At 68.2% G+C, this 17,358-nt stretch carries 20 protein-coding genes; 8 read left to right on the top strand and 12 right to left on the bottom strand.

Annotated elements, in window-relative coordinates:
• The first annotated feature begins 17 nt into the window (after positions 1-17).
• Entirely contained in the window at positions 18-770 is a 753-nt protein-coding gene (locus KXD98_RS19320; protein ID WP_260759933.1) for a 3-hydroxyacyl-CoA dehydrogenase, read from the top strand.
• Positions 771-810: 40 nt separating this feature from the next.
• Positions 811-1,800, top strand: coding sequence for a nitronate monooxygenase family protein (locus tag KXD98_RS19315; protein WP_313901242.1), 990 nt, complete (start codon positions 811-813; stop codon positions 1,798-1,800).
• A gap of 107 nt (positions 1,801-1,907) precedes the next feature.
• On the opposite strand, the gene KXD98_RS19310 is transcribed toward KXD98_RS19315, so the two are convergent.
• Positions 1,908-2,039 carry a hypothetical protein gene (locus tag KXD98_RS19310; RefSeq protein ID WP_260759932.1) on the bottom strand — a complete coding sequence of 44 codons (132 nt, stop codon included), beginning with the start codon at positions 2,037-2,039 and terminating at the stop codon, positions 1,908-1,910.
• Between the two features lie 108 nt (positions 2,040-2,147).
• A complete protein-coding gene (locus KXD98_RS19305; RefSeq protein ID WP_396881653.1) occupies positions 2,148-2,714 on the bottom strand; it encodes a DoxX family protein in 567 nt (188 codons plus the stop codon).
• 157 nt (positions 2,715-2,871) lie between these two features.
• On the opposite strand from KXD98_RS19305, the gene KXD98_RS19300 reads away from it, so the two are divergent.
• Genes KXD98_RS19300 through KXD98_RS19290 form a run of 3 tightly spaced genes read left to right on the top strand, consistent with a single transcriptional unit; the run spans position 2,872 to position 6,477 of the window.
• On the top strand, positions 2,872-5,172 hold the full coding sequence (locus KXD98_RS19300; protein WP_260759931.1) for an MMPL family transporter: 2,301 nt from the start codon (positions 2,872-2,874) through the stop codon (positions 5,170-5,172).
• 2 nt (positions 5,173-5,174) lie between these two features.
• Positions 5,175-5,867 (top strand): TetR/AcrR family transcriptional regulator, encoded by a 693-nt coding sequence (locus KXD98_RS19295; RefSeq protein WP_396883253.1) that lies wholly within the window; start codon positions 5,175-5,177, stop codon positions 5,865-5,867.
• Positions 5,848-6,477 carry a class I SAM-dependent methyltransferase gene (locus KXD98_RS19290; protein ID WP_260759929.1) on the top strand — a complete coding sequence of 210 codons (630 nt, stop codon included), beginning with the start codon at positions 5,848-5,850 and terminating at the stop codon, positions 6,475-6,477. Before KXD98_RS19295 ends, KXD98_RS19290 begins: the two co-directional genes overlap by 20 nt.
• Positions 6,478-6,484: 7 nt before the next feature.
• On the opposite strand, the gene KXD98_RS19285 is transcribed toward KXD98_RS19290, so the two are convergent.
• Positions 6,485-7,198 carry an NAD-dependent deacylase gene (locus tag KXD98_RS19285; protein ID WP_260759928.1) on the bottom strand — a complete coding sequence of 238 codons (714 nt, stop codon included), beginning with the start codon at positions 7,196-7,198 and terminating at the stop codon, positions 6,485-6,487.
• Positions 7,199-7,235: 37 nt separating this feature from the next.
• Here KXD98_RS19285 and KXD98_RS19280 point away from each other — a divergent pair, with 37 nt between their 5' ends.
• Positions 7,236-7,601: a GntR family transcriptional regulator gene (locus KXD98_RS19280; RefSeq protein WP_260765314.1), complete on the top strand. Its 366-nt coding sequence runs from the start codon at positions 7,236-7,238 to the stop codon at positions 7,599-7,601.
• 7 nt (positions 7,602-7,608) lie between these two features.
• Here the strand turns inward: KXD98_RS19280 and KXD98_RS19275 are convergent, their stop codons facing one another.
• Together KXD98_RS19275 and KXD98_RS19270 are read right to left on the bottom strand one after the other, a co-directional pair.
• Positions 7,609-8,445 (bottom strand): class I SAM-dependent methyltransferase, encoded by an 837-nt coding sequence (locus tag KXD98_RS19275; RefSeq protein WP_260759927.1) that lies wholly within the window; start codon positions 8,443-8,445, stop codon positions 7,609-7,611.
• Positions 8,446-8,460: 15 nt separating this feature from the next.
• Positions 8,461-8,985, bottom strand: coding sequence for a DUF1697 domain-containing protein (locus tag KXD98_RS19270; protein WP_260759926.1), 525 nt, complete (start codon positions 8,983-8,985; stop codon positions 8,461-8,463).
• A gap of 75 nt (positions 8,986-9,060) precedes the next feature.
• Here KXD98_RS19270 and KXD98_RS19265 point away from each other — a divergent pair, with 75 nt between their 5' ends.
• Both KXD98_RS19265 and KXD98_RS19260 read left to right on the top strand, forming a co-directional pair.
• Positions 9,061-9,504 (top strand): PPOX class F420-dependent oxidoreductase, encoded by a 444-nt coding sequence (locus KXD98_RS19265; protein ID WP_260759925.1) that lies wholly within the window; start codon positions 9,061-9,063, stop codon positions 9,502-9,504.
• An 18-nt stretch (positions 9,505-9,522) separates the two neighbouring features.
• Positions 9,523-9,708, top strand: coding sequence for a DUF5302 domain-containing protein (locus KXD98_RS19260; RefSeq protein WP_260759924.1), 186 nt, complete (start codon positions 9,523-9,525; stop codon positions 9,706-9,708).
• A gap of 33 nt (positions 9,709-9,741) precedes the next feature.
• On the opposite strand, the gene KXD98_RS19255 is transcribed toward KXD98_RS19260, so the two are convergent.
• The 7 genes from KXD98_RS19255 to KXD98_RS19225 all read right to left on the bottom strand — a co-directional run bounded on the left by KXD98_RS19255 (position 9,742) and on the right by KXD98_RS19225 (position 17,349).
• Positions 9,742-10,977 carry an MFS transporter gene (locus KXD98_RS19255; protein ID WP_396881649.1) on the bottom strand — a complete coding sequence of 412 codons (1,236 nt, stop codon included), beginning with the start codon at positions 10,975-10,977 and terminating at the stop codon, positions 9,742-9,744.
• A 60-nt stretch (positions 10,978-11,037) separates the two neighbouring features.
• The gene (locus KXD98_RS19250) at positions 11,038-12,669 is read right to left on the bottom strand and encodes a cation acetate symporter (protein ID WP_260759923.1); all 1,632 of its coding nucleotides are present in this window, start codon (positions 12,667-12,669) and stop codon (positions 11,038-11,040) included.
• Entirely contained in the window at positions 12,666-13,016 is a 351-nt protein-coding gene (locus tag KXD98_RS19245) for a DUF485 domain-containing protein (RefSeq protein ID WP_396883251.1), read from the bottom strand. The genes KXD98_RS19250 and KXD98_RS19245 overlap by 4 nt, the downstream gene beginning before the upstream one ends.
• Before the next feature lie 140 nt (positions 13,017-13,156).
• Positions 13,157-14,968: a cation acetate symporter gene (locus KXD98_RS19240; protein ID WP_260759921.1), complete on the bottom strand. Its 1,812-nt coding sequence runs from the start codon at positions 14,966-14,968 to the stop codon at positions 13,157-13,159.
• Positions 14,965-15,339, bottom strand: coding sequence for a hypothetical protein (locus KXD98_RS19235; RefSeq protein WP_260759920.1), 375 nt, complete (start codon positions 15,337-15,339; stop codon positions 14,965-14,967). The genes KXD98_RS19240 and KXD98_RS19235 overlap by 4 nt, the downstream gene beginning before the upstream one ends.
• A complete protein-coding gene (locus KXD98_RS19230) occupies positions 15,332-16,135 on the bottom strand; it encodes a LytTR family DNA-binding domain-containing protein (protein ID WP_260759919.1) in 804 nt (267 codons plus the stop codon). Before KXD98_RS19230 ends, KXD98_RS19235 begins: the two co-directional genes overlap by 8 nt.
• Positions 16,132-17,349, bottom strand: coding sequence for a sensor histidine kinase (locus tag KXD98_RS19225; RefSeq protein WP_260759918.1), 1,218 nt, complete (start codon positions 17,347-17,349; stop codon positions 16,132-16,134). Before KXD98_RS19225 ends, KXD98_RS19230 begins: the two co-directional genes overlap by 4 nt.
• Positions 17,350-17,358 lie beyond the last annotated feature (9 nt).

Genomic DNA, 17,358 nt, shown 5'->3' with positions numbered 1-17,358 from the left:
GGAAAGGAAACGTATTCGTGGAGATCAAAGACGCTGCCGCCGTCGTCACCGGCGGGGCCTCCGGGTTGGGCCTGGCGACGACCAAACGCCTGCTCGACCGGGGCGCTTCGGTCGTGGTGATCGACCTCAAGGGTGCGGACGTCGTCTCCGAGCTGGGCCCGCGGGCCAAGTTCGTCGAGGCCAACGTCACCGACCCGGAGCAGGTCAGCGCGGCGCTGGACGCCGCCGAGGAGTTCGGCCCGCTACGCATCAACGTCAACTGTGCCGGTATCGGCAATGCGATCAAGACGTTGAGCAAGGACGGTCCGTTCCCGCTCGACGGCTTCCGCAAGGTCGTCGAGGTGAACCTGATCGGCACGTTCAACGTGCTGCGACTGGCCGCCGAGCGCATCGCCAGAACTGAACCGATCGCCGGTGAACGCGGCGTCATCATCAACACCGCCTCGGTGGCCGCGTTCGAGGGGCAGATCGGTCAGGCCGCCTACTCGGCGTCCAAGGGTGGCGTCGTCGGGATGACCCTGCCGATCGCGCGTGACCTGTCCCGCGAGTTGATCCGGGTGTGCACCATCGCGCCGGGGCTGTTCAAGACCCCGCTGCTGGGCTCGCTGCCCGAGGAAGCGCAGGCCTCGCTGGGCAAGCAGGTGCCGCACCCGGCTCGACTGGGTGACCCCGACGAGTACGGCGCGCTGGCCACCCACATCGTGGAGAACCCGATGCTCAACGGCGAGACGATCCGCTTGGACGGCGCGATCCGGATGGCCCCGCGATGAGCGCTTGCGCGAAGAGCAGACGACTCAGGGAGGGATCCGAATGATCAAGACGAAGTTCACCGAGGTCTTCGGTGTCGAGCACCCGATCGCCCAGGGCGGCATGCAGTGGGTGGGGCGCGCCGAACTCGTTGCGGCCGTGGCCAACGCCGGTGCGTTGGGCTTCATCACCGCGCTGACTCAGCCGACGCCGGCCGATCTGGCCACCGAGATCGCCCGGACCAAGGACCTGACCGACAAGCCGTTCGGGGTCAACCTGACGATCCTGCCGGCGATCAACCCGCCGCCCTACGACGAGTACCGGCAGGTCATCGTCGACGCCGGGATCAAGATCGTCGAGACCGCCGGGTCCAACCCGGCGCCGCATCTGCCGATGTTCCACGACAACGGCATCAAGGTGCTGCACAAGTGCACCTCGGTGCGGCATGCGGTCAAGGCGCAGAGCCTGGGCGTGGACGGCATCAGCATCGACGGGTTCGAATGCGCGGGCCATCCCGGCGAGGACGACATCCCTGGCCTGGTTCTGATCCCGGCCGCGGCCGACAAGATCGAGATCCCGATGATCGCCTCCGGCGGATTCGCCGACGCGCGGGGCTTGGTCGCCGCGTTGGCGCTGGGCGCTGACGGCATCAACATGGGGTCGCGGTTCATGTGCACGGTGGAGTCCTGCATTCACCAGAACGTCAAGGAGGCGATCGTCGCCGGGGACGAGCGGGGCACCGAGTTGATCTTCCGCAGCCTGCACAACACCGCGCGGGTGGCGTCCAACACGGTCTCGCGTGAGGTGGTGCAGATCCTGCGCGACGGCGGCCAGTTCGAGGACGTCAAGGACCTGGTGGCCGGCGTGCGGGGACGCAAGGTATTCGACGAGGGCGACATCGACGCCGGCATCTGGAGCGTGGGCACCGCGATGGGTCTGATCAACGACATCCCGACGGTCGGCGAACTGGTTTCCCGGATGGTCGGCGAAGCCGAAGACCTGATCGCCGGCAGGCTCGCGGACATGGTTGCACCGTCGCGCGCCACGGTCTAGCCCGCAGGACGCAGACTGCCGCCCGAGCACATCGACATCGTCGAACGTGCTCGGGCGGCAGGCAAACAGAAGTCACAACAATGCGCACCCGCGAGGGTGCGCATTGTTCACACTGCGGTGGGCAGCGCGGTCTCGTCGTCTAGTTGCTCGGAGGTCACGCCCTCGACCAGGACATCGCCGTGGTAGAGCGCGTCGAAATCAACCTTGATGACATCGGCATTGGTGTCGTCGATCCACATGTACTCGAAAGTAACCACCAGCTCTAAGGAATCCGTGAGCCACTTATCGGAAAACAGTGGCAATCCTTACCGCCGGGTAGGGTCAGCGGATCTACCGGCCGGTAGCAATCAGCTCGCCGGAGTGCTGAAGTGGATCGGATTCACGCCGTACAGGGCCACCCAGGTCAGGATCGCCGCCGCCACCGCGACCACCAACAGCAACGTCGAAACCCGCAGCGACGGGCCGAACCGGGCAGGTAACCGGTGGTCAAGTGAGTACGAGCCGGCGCCGGTGAACAGCAGCGCCGCCGCGCCGAGGCCGATCATGAATGCGAGGTTGAATGGCTCCGACCAGAACGCCGTGCCCGCGACGGTGACCGCCCAGGCGCAGATCATCGCACTCAGCACTGCGCAGGCCGCCAGCGGCGTGAGGGCCCCGAGCAGCAGCCCAACGCCGCCGAGCGTCTCGGCCGCGGTGACCATGAGCGCGGCCAGCGTCGGCAGCCGCCACCCGGCCTCGGCCATGTAGCCCGCGGTCGCCGAGAAATCGAACGCCTTCACCAGCCCGGCCTGCAGGATCGCGGCACCGACGGCGAACCGCAGAATCAACAGACCGATGTTCGTGGCGCGCAGCGCGGACGGGTCGAAGGTGGTGGATGCCGAGGTCGTGGCCTGCGGCTTTGAAGGTGATGTCACGGGCGCTGATGTTACGTCGGGGGTGGGGTCGGCAGGGGGCTTCGTCGTCACGCTCGTTCAGACCGCAATCGTCGACGAATTTCATCGCACCGGGTATTGACCGCGTTAAGTTACCGCTGATAACTTACCGCCGGTAATCTTCTCCGAAAGGCGTCCGATGCTGCATCGCGTTGCACTGCTGGCGCTCGCCGCGCCCCGCCGCGTCCTGGTCGTCGCGCTGCTGATCATGGTGGGGTGCGGGGTGTTCGGCGTCCCGGTCGCCCGCCACCTGTCCGCCGGCGGCTTCCAAGATCCGTTGTCGCAGTCGGCGCGGGCCACCGAGATCCTGGTGGACAAGTTCGACAAGGGCGACATGGAACTGATCCTGGCCCTGACACCGGAGGACCCGCAGCAGGGCGTCGACTCGGCGCAGGCACGGGTGGTCGGTACCGACATCGCGCAGCGTCTGGCGCAGTCGCCGCACGTGGCCGACGTGACCTCGGCGTGGACCGCGCCGCCGTCAGCGGTGCCGGCCCTGGTCAGTTCGGACCAGCGCACCGGATTGATCATCGCCGGGATCACCGGCGGTGAGAGCGAGGCCCAGCGCTACGCCAAACAGCTGACCGACGACCTGGTCCACGACCGCGACGGCATCACGGTGCGCGCCGGCGGGGTGGCGATGACCTACGTGCAGATCAACGCGCAGAGCGAGAAGGATCTGCTGCAGATGGAGCTCATCGCGATCCCGCTGAGCTTCCTGGTGCTGGTGTGGGTTTTCGGCGGATTGCTGGCTGCGGCGTTGCCGCTGGCGGTCGGCGCATTCGCAATTCTGGGGTCGATGGCGGTGCTACGGGCGGTCACGATGGTGACCGACGTATCGATCTTCGCGCTGAACCTGTCGATCGCGCTGGGCCTGGCCCTGGCCATCGACTACACGCTGCTGATCATCAGCCGCTACCGCGACGAACTCGGTGACGGCGTGGAGCCGCAACGGGCGTTGGTGCGCACCATGACCACCGCCGGTCGTACGGTGCTGTTCTCGGCCCTGACGGTGGCACTGTCGATGGTCGCGATGGTGCTGTTCCCGATGTACTTTCTGAAATCCTTCGCCTATGCCGGGATCGCGGTGGTGACGTTCGCGGCGGTGGCAGCCATCGTGGTGGCGCCGGCCGCGATCGTGTTGCTCGGCGACCGGCTCAACGCGCTGGATGTCCGCACCCTGGGACGCCGCCTGCTGGGCCGGCCCGAGCCGACACCCAAGCCGATCGAGCAGACGTTCTGGTACCGCACCGCCACAGCGGTGATGCGGCGCTCGATTCCGATCGGCCTCGTCGTGGTGACCGGGCTGCTGCTGCTCGGTGTCCCGTTCCTGGGCGCCAACTGGGGTTTTCCCGACGACCGGGTGCTGCCGACGACGGCCTCGGCGCGCACCGTCGGCGATGAGTTGCGCCAGGACTTCGCGATCGATTCCTCGAACAACGTGCAGATCGTGTTTCCCGATGCCGAAGGACTCACGCCGACCGAGTTCGAGGACTATGCGGCGGCGTTGTCGCGGGTCGGCGATGTCTCGTCGGTGTCGGCTCCGACCGGTGCCTTCGTCGACGGTGTCCGGGTCGGCCCGCCGGCCGCGCCGACCGGATCGGCGCACGGCAGCGCGTTTCTGACTGTCACCAGCACGGCACCGCTGTTCACCGACGCCTCCCAGAACCAGCTCGGGAATCTGCGTGCGGTCACCGTCCCCGGCGGCCGTGATGTCATGCTGACCGGCCTGGCCCAGATCAACCGCGACAGCTCCGACGCCATCACCTCGCGGCTGCCACTGGTGCTCGCAGTCATCGCGGTGATCACTTTCGTGTTGCTGTTCCTGCTCACCGGAAGTGTGGTGCTGCCGCTGAAGGCGTTGGTGCTCAACGTCTTGTCACTGACCGCGGCGTTCGGAGCGTTGGTGTGGATCTTCCAGGAGGGCCACCTCGGCGCACTCGGCACCACCCCCACCGGAACCTTGGTGGCGAACATGCCGGTGCTGCTGTTCTGTATCGCGTTCGGGTTGTCGATGGACTACGAGGTCTTCCTGCTCTCGCGCATCCGGGAGTACTGGTTGGCCGCCCAGGCGCGGCGCGGTGGGCGGGCATCTTCGGCAGACAACGACGAGAGCGTCGCCCTCGGTCTGGCCCGGACCGGCCGCGTCATCACCGCGGCGGCGCTGATCATGTCGATCTCGTTCGCGGCGCTGATCACGGCTAAGGTCGCGTTCATGCGGATGTTCGGGGTAGGGCTGACCCTGGCGATCCTGGTGGATGCCACCTTGGTGCGCATGATGCTGGTGCCGGCCTTCATGCACGTCCTCGGGCGCTGGAACTGGTGGGCACCCAAACCGCTGGCCCGACTGCACGCCCGGATCGGATTGCGGGAGACTGCCGATGACCCCGTCGCGCCGCTGCCCGAACCGGTCGCGGCGGGTCGGGAGGGGCCGCCGTGACGATGCAACCACTGCGTCGCCGCCGGGCTCCTCGCGGCTCCGGTGAGCAGCTGCGCGAAGAAATCCTCGATGCCGCAACCGAACTGCTGCTTGAGTCGGGCGACGCCAAGGCAATGTCCATCCGGTCGGTCGCGCAGCGGGTCGGGGTCACCCCGCCGTCGATCTACCTGCACTTCGCCGACAAGGACGCGCTGCTGGATGCGGTGTGCAGTCGCTACTTCGAGAAGCTCGATGACGAGATGCAGACTGCCGCGGCCGATGCCGGCCCCGCGCCGATGGAGGTGCTGCGCGCGCAGGGCCTGGCCTACGTCCGCTTCGCACTGAAAAATCCCGAGCTGTACCGGATCGCGACGATGGGTCACGGCCAGCCCGGCAGCGACGTCGACGTTGCGCTGACCAGCTCGGCATTCGTGCATCTGCGTGCCGCAGTGGAAGCGATGATCGCCGAGGGACTCTATCCGCCCGGGGACCCCACCGTGCTGGCCCTGGAGCTGTGGACGGCCGCGCACGGCATCGTCGCGCTGTTGATCTCCCGACCGTATCTGCCATGGGGCGACGTCGAGGAGTTCACCGACCGGGTCATGCGTTCGGTGTGCTGTGGACAGGTCGTCTCGCGGGGTATCCGGGAGACCGACACCCCGCAAGACATCGTCAGATGGCTCAAGGAGGTCGCCGATGAGCGGACCAGTGGATAACCCGTTGTTCGCGCGCGTGTGGACGGCGATGTCGGCTCGCGAACCTGAATCGCTGCGCCGGCTGCGCCGGCAGAACCTGGCCGGTCTGACCGGGCGGGTGCTCGAAGTGGGAGCCGGTACCGGCACGAATTTCGAGTTCTACCCCGACACCGTCACCGAGGTGGTCGCCGTCGAACCGGAGTGCCGGTTGGCTGCACACGCCAAACAAGCTGCCGCACAGGCGAAGGTCCCGATCACGGTGACCACCGATACCGTCGAGCAGTTCAGCGACGCCGGTGGGTTCGACGCGGTGGTGTGCTCACTGGTGTTGTGCTCGGTCGATGATCCCGAGCAGGTCGTCGGTTCGCTGCGGTCGATGCTGCGTCCCGGTGGCCAGCTGCGCTATCTCGAGCACGTCGCCGGCACCGGTGCCCGTGCCCGACTGCAGAAGGTCGCTGACGCGACTGTCTGGCCGAAGCTGTTGGGCAACTGCCACACTCACCGCCACACCGAGCAGACCATCCGGCGTGCCGGCTTCACCGTCAGCGATGCACACCGCGAATGGACCTTCCCGAAGTGGGTCCCGCTGCCGGTGGCCGAGTTCGCGATCGGCGTCGCGGTGCGCTCCTAGCGCACCATCAGTCGAACAGCGACGGCAGCCGTTGCAGCAGCCCAGGCAGCGCGGCGGCGGCCTTCTCGCGCAAGGACACCGTGGCACTTTCGGACAACGGCGTCGGCTCGGGGTTGACCTCGATCACCGGCGTGCCGTTGGCCACCGCCAGTTCGGGCAGCCCGGCAGCGGGATAGACCACCGAGGACGTCCCCACCACGATGAGCAGATCGGCGTGCACCACGGCCTCCAGCGAGCGTTCCCATGCCTCGTCGGGAAGCGGTTCGCCGAACCACACCACGTTCGGCCGGATCAGCCCGCCACAGCGACAGCGCGGGGGTTCGACTGACTCGACCGGCTCCGCCATATCGGGAATCGGACCGGCATACGCGGTTTTGCAACGGTCACAATGGAATTCGAACAAGCTTCCATGCACGTGATGGACGTGGCGGCTGCCGGCGCGCTCGTGCAGGTTGTCGACGTTCTGGGTGACGACGTGCACGTCGGCATAGTCCTCCCACGCCGCGACCGCACGGTGTCCGTCGTTGGGAGCGACAGCGCCCATCAGGTGGTGGCGCCACAGATACCAGGCCCACACCTTGTCGGGGTTCGCCCGCCAGCCTTCTGAGCTGGAGATCTCGTACGGGTCGACCTTGGCCCACAGCCCGGTCTCGGCATCGCGGAAGGTCGGTACCCCGCTCTCGGCCGACATCCCGGCGCCGCTGAACACCGTCACCCGCATCCCACCAAAGTAGCGGGCGGTGGGTGATACTGGACACGTGGCCGAATTGGGGGATTGGGTACGCGTGGATCCGCAGGCGGCCAGGCCATTGTTCGACCAGCTGCGCACCCAGATCATCGAGGGGATTCGGGACGGGCACCTCGCTGCCGGCACCCGGTTGCCGACGGTGCGTGAGCTGGCCGGTGACATGGACCTGGCGGTGAACACGGTGGCCCGTGCGTACCGGGAACTGGAAGCTGCCGGAATTTTGGAGACCAGGGGGCGTTTCGGGACGTTCGTGGCCCGTTCGGATCCGGCCGACGCCGCGATGGCGACCGCCGCCAGCACGTATGTGTCGGCGGCGCGGGCCCTCGGCGTGGACCGGGACGCGGCGTTGCGCTACGTGGCAGCCGCGTTCGGCTGATCGGTGCTCAGCCGAACTCCAGCAACAGTGTCAGCGGCCGGACCGGGTCGAGCAGGGGTACCCGTTGCACAGCCCAGACCAGGCCGTTGAGCAGCCGGCCGCGGGCCCGCTCGATCGGCAGATCGTGCACCGCGCGCACCCCGGCCACCGTGTACACCAGGTCGGCCGCCTCGGCCACCGACAACGTGAACGGCATCGGCGGCACCCGGTAGCGCCGCGAGGTGCGCAGGCCGCGCCGCGTCAGCGCAGCGAATCCCGACGGCGGCAGATCGAAGATCATCTGTCCGCCCGGGAAACGCTTCGCGCACGCTCGGATCAGGGCCATCGCATCAGTCGGCGGCAGATACATCAACAGGCCCTCGGCGGTGATGAACACGCCCTCGGCCGGGTCGACCCGGTCCATCCAGCTGAAGTCCAGCGCCGACTGCGCGCACAGCTGCACCCGATCCGATTGCGGTAACAGCTTGCGCCGCAACTCGATCATCGGAGGCAGATCGACGGTGAGCCAACCGAAGTCGTGGCCGACGTCGGGGCCGGGTCCCGGTGCGTCGATCCGGTAGAAGCTGGTCTGCAGCCCCTCGGCCAGCGCAACCACAGTCGCCCTGGGATGGTCGACGAGGTAGCGCCGGGTGTGCTTGTCGAACAACTTGGCCCGCACCGCCATGTCCTGGCGGCGGGTGAAACCGAACTTCGCGAAGTCGTAGTCGATCGAGTCGACGAGCGCGACGGCCATCGGGTCATCGATCAGCCCGTCGGGGCGGGCGGCCTCACTGGCGCGCACCTTCAGCGTCATCAACGCGGTTTCGGAGACCCCGCTCAGGTCGACGGTGTGTTTGTCGGTCATGAGGCTCTTTCGTGGTCAGCCGCGCAGCACCTTGTCGATGGTGCGCAGGTTGCGGGTGGTGGTCGAGGACCGGTAGCGCGTCTTGCCCATGGTCTTGCCCATCGTGCTGCCGACGGTGGCCGCGCGCAGCACCTGCCAGTAGATCACTCCTGCGCCGGGCTGGATCTTCTCGTCCGGGCCGGGGTCTGCCGCCAGCGCCTCGAGCGCGCTGAGCACGTCGGCGTCACTGACAAATGTCACGTACGAGTGATGCCCATCGACCTCGCGCTCAAACGGAAAGGCCGCCGAGATGGCCGCGAGATCATCGCGAGCGTAGACCAGAACCCAGGCGGTGTAACCGAATTCGTCGCGAAGTGTCTGTTCGGCCGTGGCACGCACGTCGGCGGCCGGCAGCGGGCTGTCGAGCAGGACATTGCCGCTGGCCAGGATCGTCTTGACGGCCCCGAACCCGGCGTGCTCGAGCGCCCGGGCCACGTCGGTCATCTTGAGGTTGATGCCGCCGACGTTGACCCCGCGCAGGAATGCGGCGTAGCGCGTCACTGCCGGGCCGGTGTGGAGCTGGGTCGTCGCATCTGTTCGATCATCCCAGACCCGGCGCGGACGTAGGCTGAAGGCATGACGCGTGATGTCTTCGACGACAAGCTGCTGGCCCTGCTGGCCGGCAACACGCTGGGTGTACTGGCCACGGTGAAGCGGGATGGCAGACCGCAACTGTCGAATGTGTCCTACCACTTCGACCCGCGTGCGCTGACCATCTCGGTGTCGATTACCGAGCCCCGGGCCAAAACCCGCAACCTGCGCCGCGATCCGCGTGCGGCCATCCACGTCAGCTCTGATGACGGCTGGGCCTATGCCGTCGCCGAAGGCGACGCGATACTCAGTCCGCCGGCTGCCGATCCGCACGACGACACCGTGGAAGGGTTGATCGCGCTGTACCGCACACTGGCCGGCGAGCATCCCGACTGGGCGGACTACCGTCGCGCCATGGTCGATGATCGCCGGGTGCTGATGACGCTGCCGATCTCGCATGTCTATGGCATGCCCCCGGGGCGGCGTTGACGGGGATAGGCTGCGCTCATGGCATCGAAGGCTGAGCCCGCAGACGGATCCGACGACGACACCAAGCGCCGGTTCCGGGAGGCGCTGGAGCGCAAGAACGCCAAATCGGGCGGTGGCTCGACCCGCTCGGGCGGTCCGGCGCCGCAGTCGCGCGCCCACGGTCCGGTCGAGAACAGGCGCGAATTCCGCCGCAAGAGCGGCTGATCGGCCGTCGCCGGGCGTATTGTCGCGCAACCCTCACACCAGGGCTGTGCGGGCTTGGTCGGAGCGTCGCCGCGTCTGCAACACAATCACCACCAGGGCGAGCGCAGACAGTGCGGCCACCCCCGCGGCGAACACCACACCAGAGATCCGCAAGCCCCAGGCCTGTGCGGCCACGCCTACCCCCACCACCGGGATCGCGATAGCGACGTAGCCGACCACGAAATAGGTCGAGCTCACCTCGGCGCGACGGTCGGGCGGAGTGCGTTCGGAGACGGCGGCCAGGCCGCGGCTGAAGCTGAGGCCCTGCCCGACCCCCGAGACCACGGCCGCCGCGACCATTCCCGGCAATGAGGACAGGTGCAGCGCCGCGGCCAGGATCACCATGCCCGCGATCAGGAGTGCGCAGCCGGCCGCGATGGCACGTTCGGGATCGGTCGAACGGGCAGCGACCTGCGCGACCGCCGAGGTCAAGAAGACCGATCCGGCGACCAGCCCGGCCAGCGCGTGGTTGCCGATGCCGACGATCTCGGCCATGAACGACGGGGCGACCGCGGCGAACAGACCGGTGACGGCGAACCCGGCGAAGCCGGCCAGAGCGGCCACCAGGAACACCGACCGCACCTGCGCAGGCACTGCCAGGCGCTGCACTCCCAACGTGCCTTGACGCGGAGAGGTCTCCGGTGACCAGAGCACCGCGGCAGCCGCCAGCACGACCAGGACGAGGTGGATGACGAAGCTCAGGTCGAGTGGGCGCGGCGCGTATTCCACCAGGATGCCGGCCAGCACCGGGCCGATGCCCAGCCCGCCGATGTTGGCCACCGAGGCGACGGCTGCGGCACGGGACCGCCACGCCGGCGGCGCTGCTTCGATGACCGCTGCGGTGGCAGTACCGGTGAACAGACCCGCCGACAACCCCGAGAGCACGCGACCGACGATCAGTTCGGTCACCGAATCGGCCAGCACGAACACCACCGCGCTGGCGGCCGCGAAGGCGATGCCCGCCAGCAATACCGGCCGCCGGCCCAGCACGTCAGACCATCGGCCGAAGGCCAGCAGCGCGGCCAGCACGCCGCCCGCATACGCCGCGAAGATCACCGTCGTCGTGAGCACCGAGAACTGCAGGTCCACGCCGAACAATGCGTACATCGGCGTGGGCAGTGTGGTGCCGACCATGATCGCGGCGAAGGCGTAGGCCAGCAGGGCCATCGAGTAGCGGCGCACGGAGAACTCAGCGGTCTCGCGCCGGCGGGTATTCCGCCGGCGGCGCATTCCACGCGGGACCCGTGCGGGTCCCGCGTGGAATGCGCGGCGGGTCGAAGGACGGATTCGTCAGTGCGCGACGGCCTTCTCGGCGCCGATCCCGGTCAGCGACCGGACCTCCATCTCGGCGGCCACCTTCGGATCCTCGTCGTCCGGCGAGGTCAGGGTGCCGACGATGCCCAGCACGAACGCCAGCGGGATCGACACGATGCCGGGGTTGGCCAGCGGGAACCACGCGAAGTCGGACCCGGGGATCATCGACGTCGGCGAGCCGGACACCGCGGGGGAGAAGACGATCAACACGATGGTCGAGATCAGGCCGCCGTACATGCTCCACAGCGCGCCGCGGGTGTTGAACCGCTTCCAGTACAGCGAGTACACGATGGTGGGCAGGTTGGCCGCCGCGGCGACCGCGAACGCCAGCGCCACCAGGAACGCGATGTTCTGGCCATTGGCCAGGATGCCCAAGCCGATCGCCAGTGCGCCCAGCACCACCGCGGTGATCCGCGAGACCCGCACTTGTTCGTGCTCGGTGACCTTGTGCGATTTGCGCACGGTCGCGTAGATGTCGTGGGCGAACGACGCCGACGCGGTGATGGTCAGCCCGGCCACGACCGCGAGGATCGTCGCGAACGCCACCGCGGAGATGATGCCCAGCAGGACCACGCCGCCGAGCTGGAAAGCCAGCAGCGGTGCCGCCGAGTTGACTCCGCCGGCCGCGCCGAGGATGCGGTCGGGGCCGACGATGGCCGCCGCGCCGTATCCCAGCACCAGGGTGAACAGGTAGAAGGCGCCGATCAGGGCAATCGCCCAGACCACGGACCGCCGTGCCTCTTTGGCGGTGGGCACGGTGTAGAACCGCATCAGCACGTGGGGCAGGCCGGCGGTGCCGAGCACCAGTGCCAGCGCCAGCGAGATGAAGTTGATCTGCGAGGTCAGCGAGCCGCCGTACTGCGCGCCCGGGGCCAGCACGTCTCGATCGGCGACACCGGCTGTGGTGGCGCCGCTGATCGCCGACTGAGCCGAGCCGAGGATCTCGGAGAAGTTCAGCCCGAACTTGGCCAGCACCATGAAGGTCATCAAGCCTGCGCCGGCGATCAGCAGGACGGCTTTGATGATCTGCACCCACGTGGTGCCCTTCATGCCGCCGATCAGCACGTAGGCGATCATCAGCACGCCGACCACCGCGATCACCACGGACTGCCCGGCACGGCTGTTGATGTCGAGCAGCAAGGCCACCAGGCCGCCGGCGCCGGCCATCTGTGCCAGCAGGTAGAACAACGACACCGTGAGGGTGTTGGTGGCCGCGGCCAATCGGACCGGACGCTGCTTGAGCCGGAAGCTCAGCACGTCGGCCATGGTGAATTTGCCGGTGTTGCGCAGTAACTCAGCGACCAGCAGCAGGGCGACCAGCCAGGCCACCAGGAAGCCGATGGAGTACAGGAAGCCGTCGTAGCCGTACACCGCGATCGCGCCGGCGATCCCGAGGAAGCTGGCCGCCGACAGGTAGTCGCCGGCGATCGCGACGCCGTTCTGGGTGCCGGTGAAGCCGCGTCCTCCGGTGAAGAACTCCGCGGCGGTGGCGTTGCGCTTGCTGGCCCGGATCACCACCACCATGGTCACGATGACGAACAGGCTGAAGATGCCGATGTTGGCCAGCGGGTTGCCGACGGTTTCGGATTGCGCCAGGAAGGTGGTCATTTCAGCTCGCTCTCGAGTTCGGTGCGGATGGCCTCGGCGCGCGGGTCGAGTTCCCGGTTGGCGAAGCGGACATACAGTCCGGTGATCAGGAACGTCGTCAGGAACTGGCCGAGCCCGGTGATCAACCCGATGTTGACGTCACCCCAGACCTTGGTGGCCATGAAGTCGTGGGCGAAGGCGCCCAGCAGCACGTAGGTGCCGTACCAGATGAGGAAGACGGCCGTCATCGGGAACACGAAGCGGCGCAGTCGAGTACGCAGCTCCTGGAACTCGGGACTGGCCTGCACCTCCAGATAGCGTTCGCCACTTATCGCTTCCGGGCGAATGGGAAGACTTGTCTCGGACACCGTCATGCTCCTGACTGCTTGTTGGACCGGCGTGGTCTGTGAAGTGGCACTGAGGTGAAACTAACTGAGACTCAGATCACAAACCCAGGGCTGTCGGGCCCGAGGCGGTGAGGTCGGGGCGTGCTGCGGTGAACGGTTGGTCAGCGACGACGAGCGGCGCGACCTGCAACGCCGCGGCGGCGCCGTCTGCGTACCGTGGGGCCGCCCGCGAGCTCCTGCGGGAGCCGCTCGATGCCCATGCCGAAATGCTCGGGCACGTGCATGCGCGCGAAGGTCTGCGCCACATCGGGTGGCACGGTGCTGCGGGTCAGCCGGCTGACGACGATCATCGTGGTGAACGCCAGCGGAACACTCAACGCGGCCGGATAGCCGATCAGGACTGCGGGCCAGCCGGAACCGAGCGCCTCGTCGACACCGCCCAACACCGCAACCGTGACCGCACCCCCGGAGAACAGGCCACCGGCCACCAGCCCGGCGATGGCGCCGGCGGCGGTCAGGCCGCGCCACCAGATGCCGAGCACCAGCAGCGGGCACAGCGTCGAGGCGGCGACCGCGAAGGCAAGCCCCACGCTGCGGGAGAGCTCCAATTCGCCGGATACGCCCAGCGCCAACGGAATCGGCAGCAGCCCACCGATGATCGCGGCCAACCGGAAGTCCCGGACCCGTCCGCGCAGCACGTCGGTGGCCAGCGCGCCGGCGAAGCTGACCAGCAGCCCCGACGAGGTGGCCAGGAATGCTGCGATGGCACCGGCGGCGACCAGCGCAGCGAGGAGCTGGCCAATCGGTCCGGCGATGACCGAGCCCGGTGCCAACAGCACCGCGGCGTCGGCGGTGTCGGTGATCAGGAGTTGCGGCACGTAAAGCCGGGAGAAGACGCCGAGCAGCGTGGGGAACAGATAGAACAGCGACAGCAGCGCGATCACCGCAAGGGCCGTGCGCCGGGCGGCCCGCCCGTCAGGGTTGGTGTAGAAGCGCACCAAGACATGCGGCAGACCCATGGTGCCCAGGAACGTCGCGACGATGATCGACAGCACCTGGTAGAGCGGATGCGGACCGCCCAGTCCGCCGCCTGAGGCGATCCATTCCGTCCCGGCGTCCGGCGATCCCGCCACCACCGGCGTCGCCGCCCCGGCGGTCAGCTTCAGCATGCTGCCTGCCCCGAGACTGTGCTCGCCGGGCTCGCCGATGGTGGCCGCGGCCACTTGGCGGCCGTCCAGGATCCCGGTGACGGTGAGCCCCGCCGGCGCGGCGACCTGAACCACCACGTCGGTCTCGATGGCCACGGTGGTGTCCTGCTGCACCGTCGGTGGCAGCGGCCCACCGAGTTCGCCGCCCCGGTCGGTGAAGAACAACGCGGTCAAGGCCAGGGCGGGGATCGCGACCGCGGTGAGCTTGAGCCAGTACTGAAACGCCTGCACGAAGGTGATCGACCGCATGCCGCCCGCCACCACGTTGGTGATCACGATGGCGCCGACAGCCAGCGGACCCACCCACAACGGCATGCCCAACAGCGTCTTGAGTGCCAGCCCGGCGCCCTGGTACTGGGGCACCAGATAGAAGATGCAGACCGCGACGACGACCAGCATGGCGACCTTGCGCAGCCGTCGTGACCCCAGCCTGAACTCGGCGAAGTCGGGCACCGTGTAGGCGCCGGAGCGTCGCAGCGGGGCGGCCACCAGCAGCAGCAGCCCCAGATAGCCGGCGGTGAAACCGACCGGGTACCACAGCGCGTCGGCGCCGTACTTCGCGATAAGTCCGGCGACACCGAGAAAGGAAGCGGCCGAGAGGTACTCCCCGGACACCGCGGCGGCATTCCAGCGCGACCCGACGGTGCGCGACGCGACCAGAAAGTCGGAGGTGGTGCGGGAGAACCGCACCCCGTAGGCCCCGATGGCCACCGTGGCCACCGCGGAGGCCAGCAGTGCGGCGGCAGTCAGTGCCGATCCGGTCATGGTTCGGAGTCGATGACGCCGACGAAATCCCGCTCGCTCTGCTCGGCTGCGCGTACGTAGAACCACCCGAGCCCGTAGAGCAGCGGATAGGCCAGCGCAGCCAGCACCAACCAGTTCAGCCGGATACCTAGGACCGTCAGTGCCGCCAGCTCGGGGAACGCGGCGTTGAGCAACGGGACGGCGCCCAGAATGCACACGGCCACCGTCCCGAGGCGCAACGCGAGGCCCAGTTGCGCACGCACCAGTCCGCGCACCAGCGCGTCCCCGACGGTGGTCTGTTCCTGAACCTCGACGCGGGTGCGCACCATTCGCGCTCCGCTGCGGTGTGCCAGCACCACCCGTTGGCGCTGCGGTTTCTCGGCGTCAGTCACCCTGGGTCCCGTCGGGGCGCAGGTTGCGCATCGGGTTGCGCACCAGGCGATCCCGTAGCTCTCGAGCCTGACGTCGGCTGACCGGCAATTCGACCGCGGGGGAGGCGCCGTTGGCCCGCAGCCGAACCAGCATGCCGCCGTCGACGTTGCGTAACCCGGTCACCAGCCGCAAGGCCACCAGATAGGACCGGTGCACCCGCTGGAAACCATGGTTGTGCCAACGGGTTTCCAGGGTGCTCAGCGGAATACGCACCAGATGTGCGCCCGAGGCGGCGTGCAGGCGTGCGTAGTCGCCTTCGGCCTCCACCCACCCGATGCTGTCGCGTGGCACCAGATGGGTGACGCCACCGAGTTCGGCCGGGACCACGTCGGATTCGGTCTCGGCGTCGGCGTTGGGTGGGGCTGCATCGGCGGCCGGTGTCGCGGTGGCTGCGCTGAGAACTCGGCGCACCGCCTGATCGAGCCGGTCCTCGCGGATCGGCTTGAGCAGATAGTCGACGGCGCCGACGTCGAACGCCGCCACCGCCTGGTCCTCGTGGGCGGTGACGAACACGACCGCCGGACGCTGGGAGAAGTTGGCCAGCACCGCGGCCAACTCGATTCCGGTCAGTCCGGGCATGTTGATGTCGAGGAACACCGCATCGATGGGTCGCTGATTGAGTTCGCGCAGAGCCGATGTCGCCTCGCCGGCGCGCAGCACGTCCCCGACGTCTGGATGCCGACCCAGCAGGTAGGCCAGCTCGTCGAGCGCGGGGGCCTCGTCGTCCACGGCGAGCACGGTGAGCGGTCTGGTCACTGGATGCCCACTCCGAACGCTCCTCCGCTGGCCCGCACCCCCGACCGGAACTTGGGCACCCGCATCACCACTTTGGTCCCCGCACCGATCGCGGTCTCGACCACCAGACCGTAATCGTTGCCGAACGCCGCGCGCAGGCGATGGTCGACATTGGTCAGACCGACATGAGCCGACGAACCTTCGGCCGTGCTGTCGGCGAGCGCGTCGCTGGGGCCGGCACGCAGTGCATCGGGATCCATTCCGACTCCGTCGTCTTCCACGGTGATCACGCAGTCCGACCCCTCGTCCCGCGCGATGAGCTCGATCGACCCGCTGCCCCGTCCCGCAAACCCGTGTCGCACAGCATTTTCCACCAACGGTTGCAAAGCCAGGAACGGCACCACGACGTTGAGCACCTCGGGCGCCACCTGCAGCCGCACGGTCAGCGCGGCACCGAAGCGGGCCCGCTCCAGCGTCAGATAACGGTCGATGTTGCGCAGCTCCTCGGCCAGCGTGGTGTACTGCCCGGCCGCGCGAAACGAGTACCGGGTGAAGTCGGCGAACTCGAGGATCAGCTCCCGCGCCCGGTCGGGGTCGGTACGCACGAACGACGCGATGGTGTTCAGCGCGTTGTAGATGAAGTGCGGGCTGATCTGGGCGCGCAAAGCCAGCACTTCGGCGCGGTCCAGCCGGGCCCGCGACGCGTCGAGCTCGGCGAGCTCAATCTGTCCGGCCGCATAGCGGGCCACTTCGCCGACCGCGCCGAGCATGCCGGGTGCGGGGGATCGGGTCGTGACCACCACCAGCACGCCGGGCAGGTCGCCGGCCTCGGTCAGCAGCGGCTGCGCGATCACCGCCGAGGTGGTGGCATGGGTCATCACCCGGCGCTGCGCCGACAAGGACTCACGGGCCGCCTCGGCGCAGTTGTCGAGCACGTGACCCCAGATCGGATCATCGGCGGGGTCGCGGCCCAGCATCTGGCCCGCGGCGTCGAACAACGCGACACCGTCGGTGCCGGTCAGCTCACGCAGGAACGGCGCCGCGGTCTGTGCGGATTCCACATCGAGGCCCTGGCGCAGCGCCCGGGCGGCCTGCGAGGCGGTGTGCAAGGCGGTGTGCACGGCACGTTCGGTCGGGGTGGCCACCACCCGCCGGGTCCGCAGGGCGAGCACGATGGCGGCGACGGCGAGCAGGCTCAGTGCGGCGGTCAACGCGATCGTGAGTTCGCCGGACATCGGTCCTAG

This window comes from Mycobacterium sp. SMC-4, from assembly GCF_025263265.1.
Lineage (GTDB): Bacteria > Actinomycetota > Actinomycetes > Mycobacteriales > Mycobacteriaceae > Mycobacterium.
This window is presented reverse-complemented; position numbering and strand designations above follow the sequence as displayed.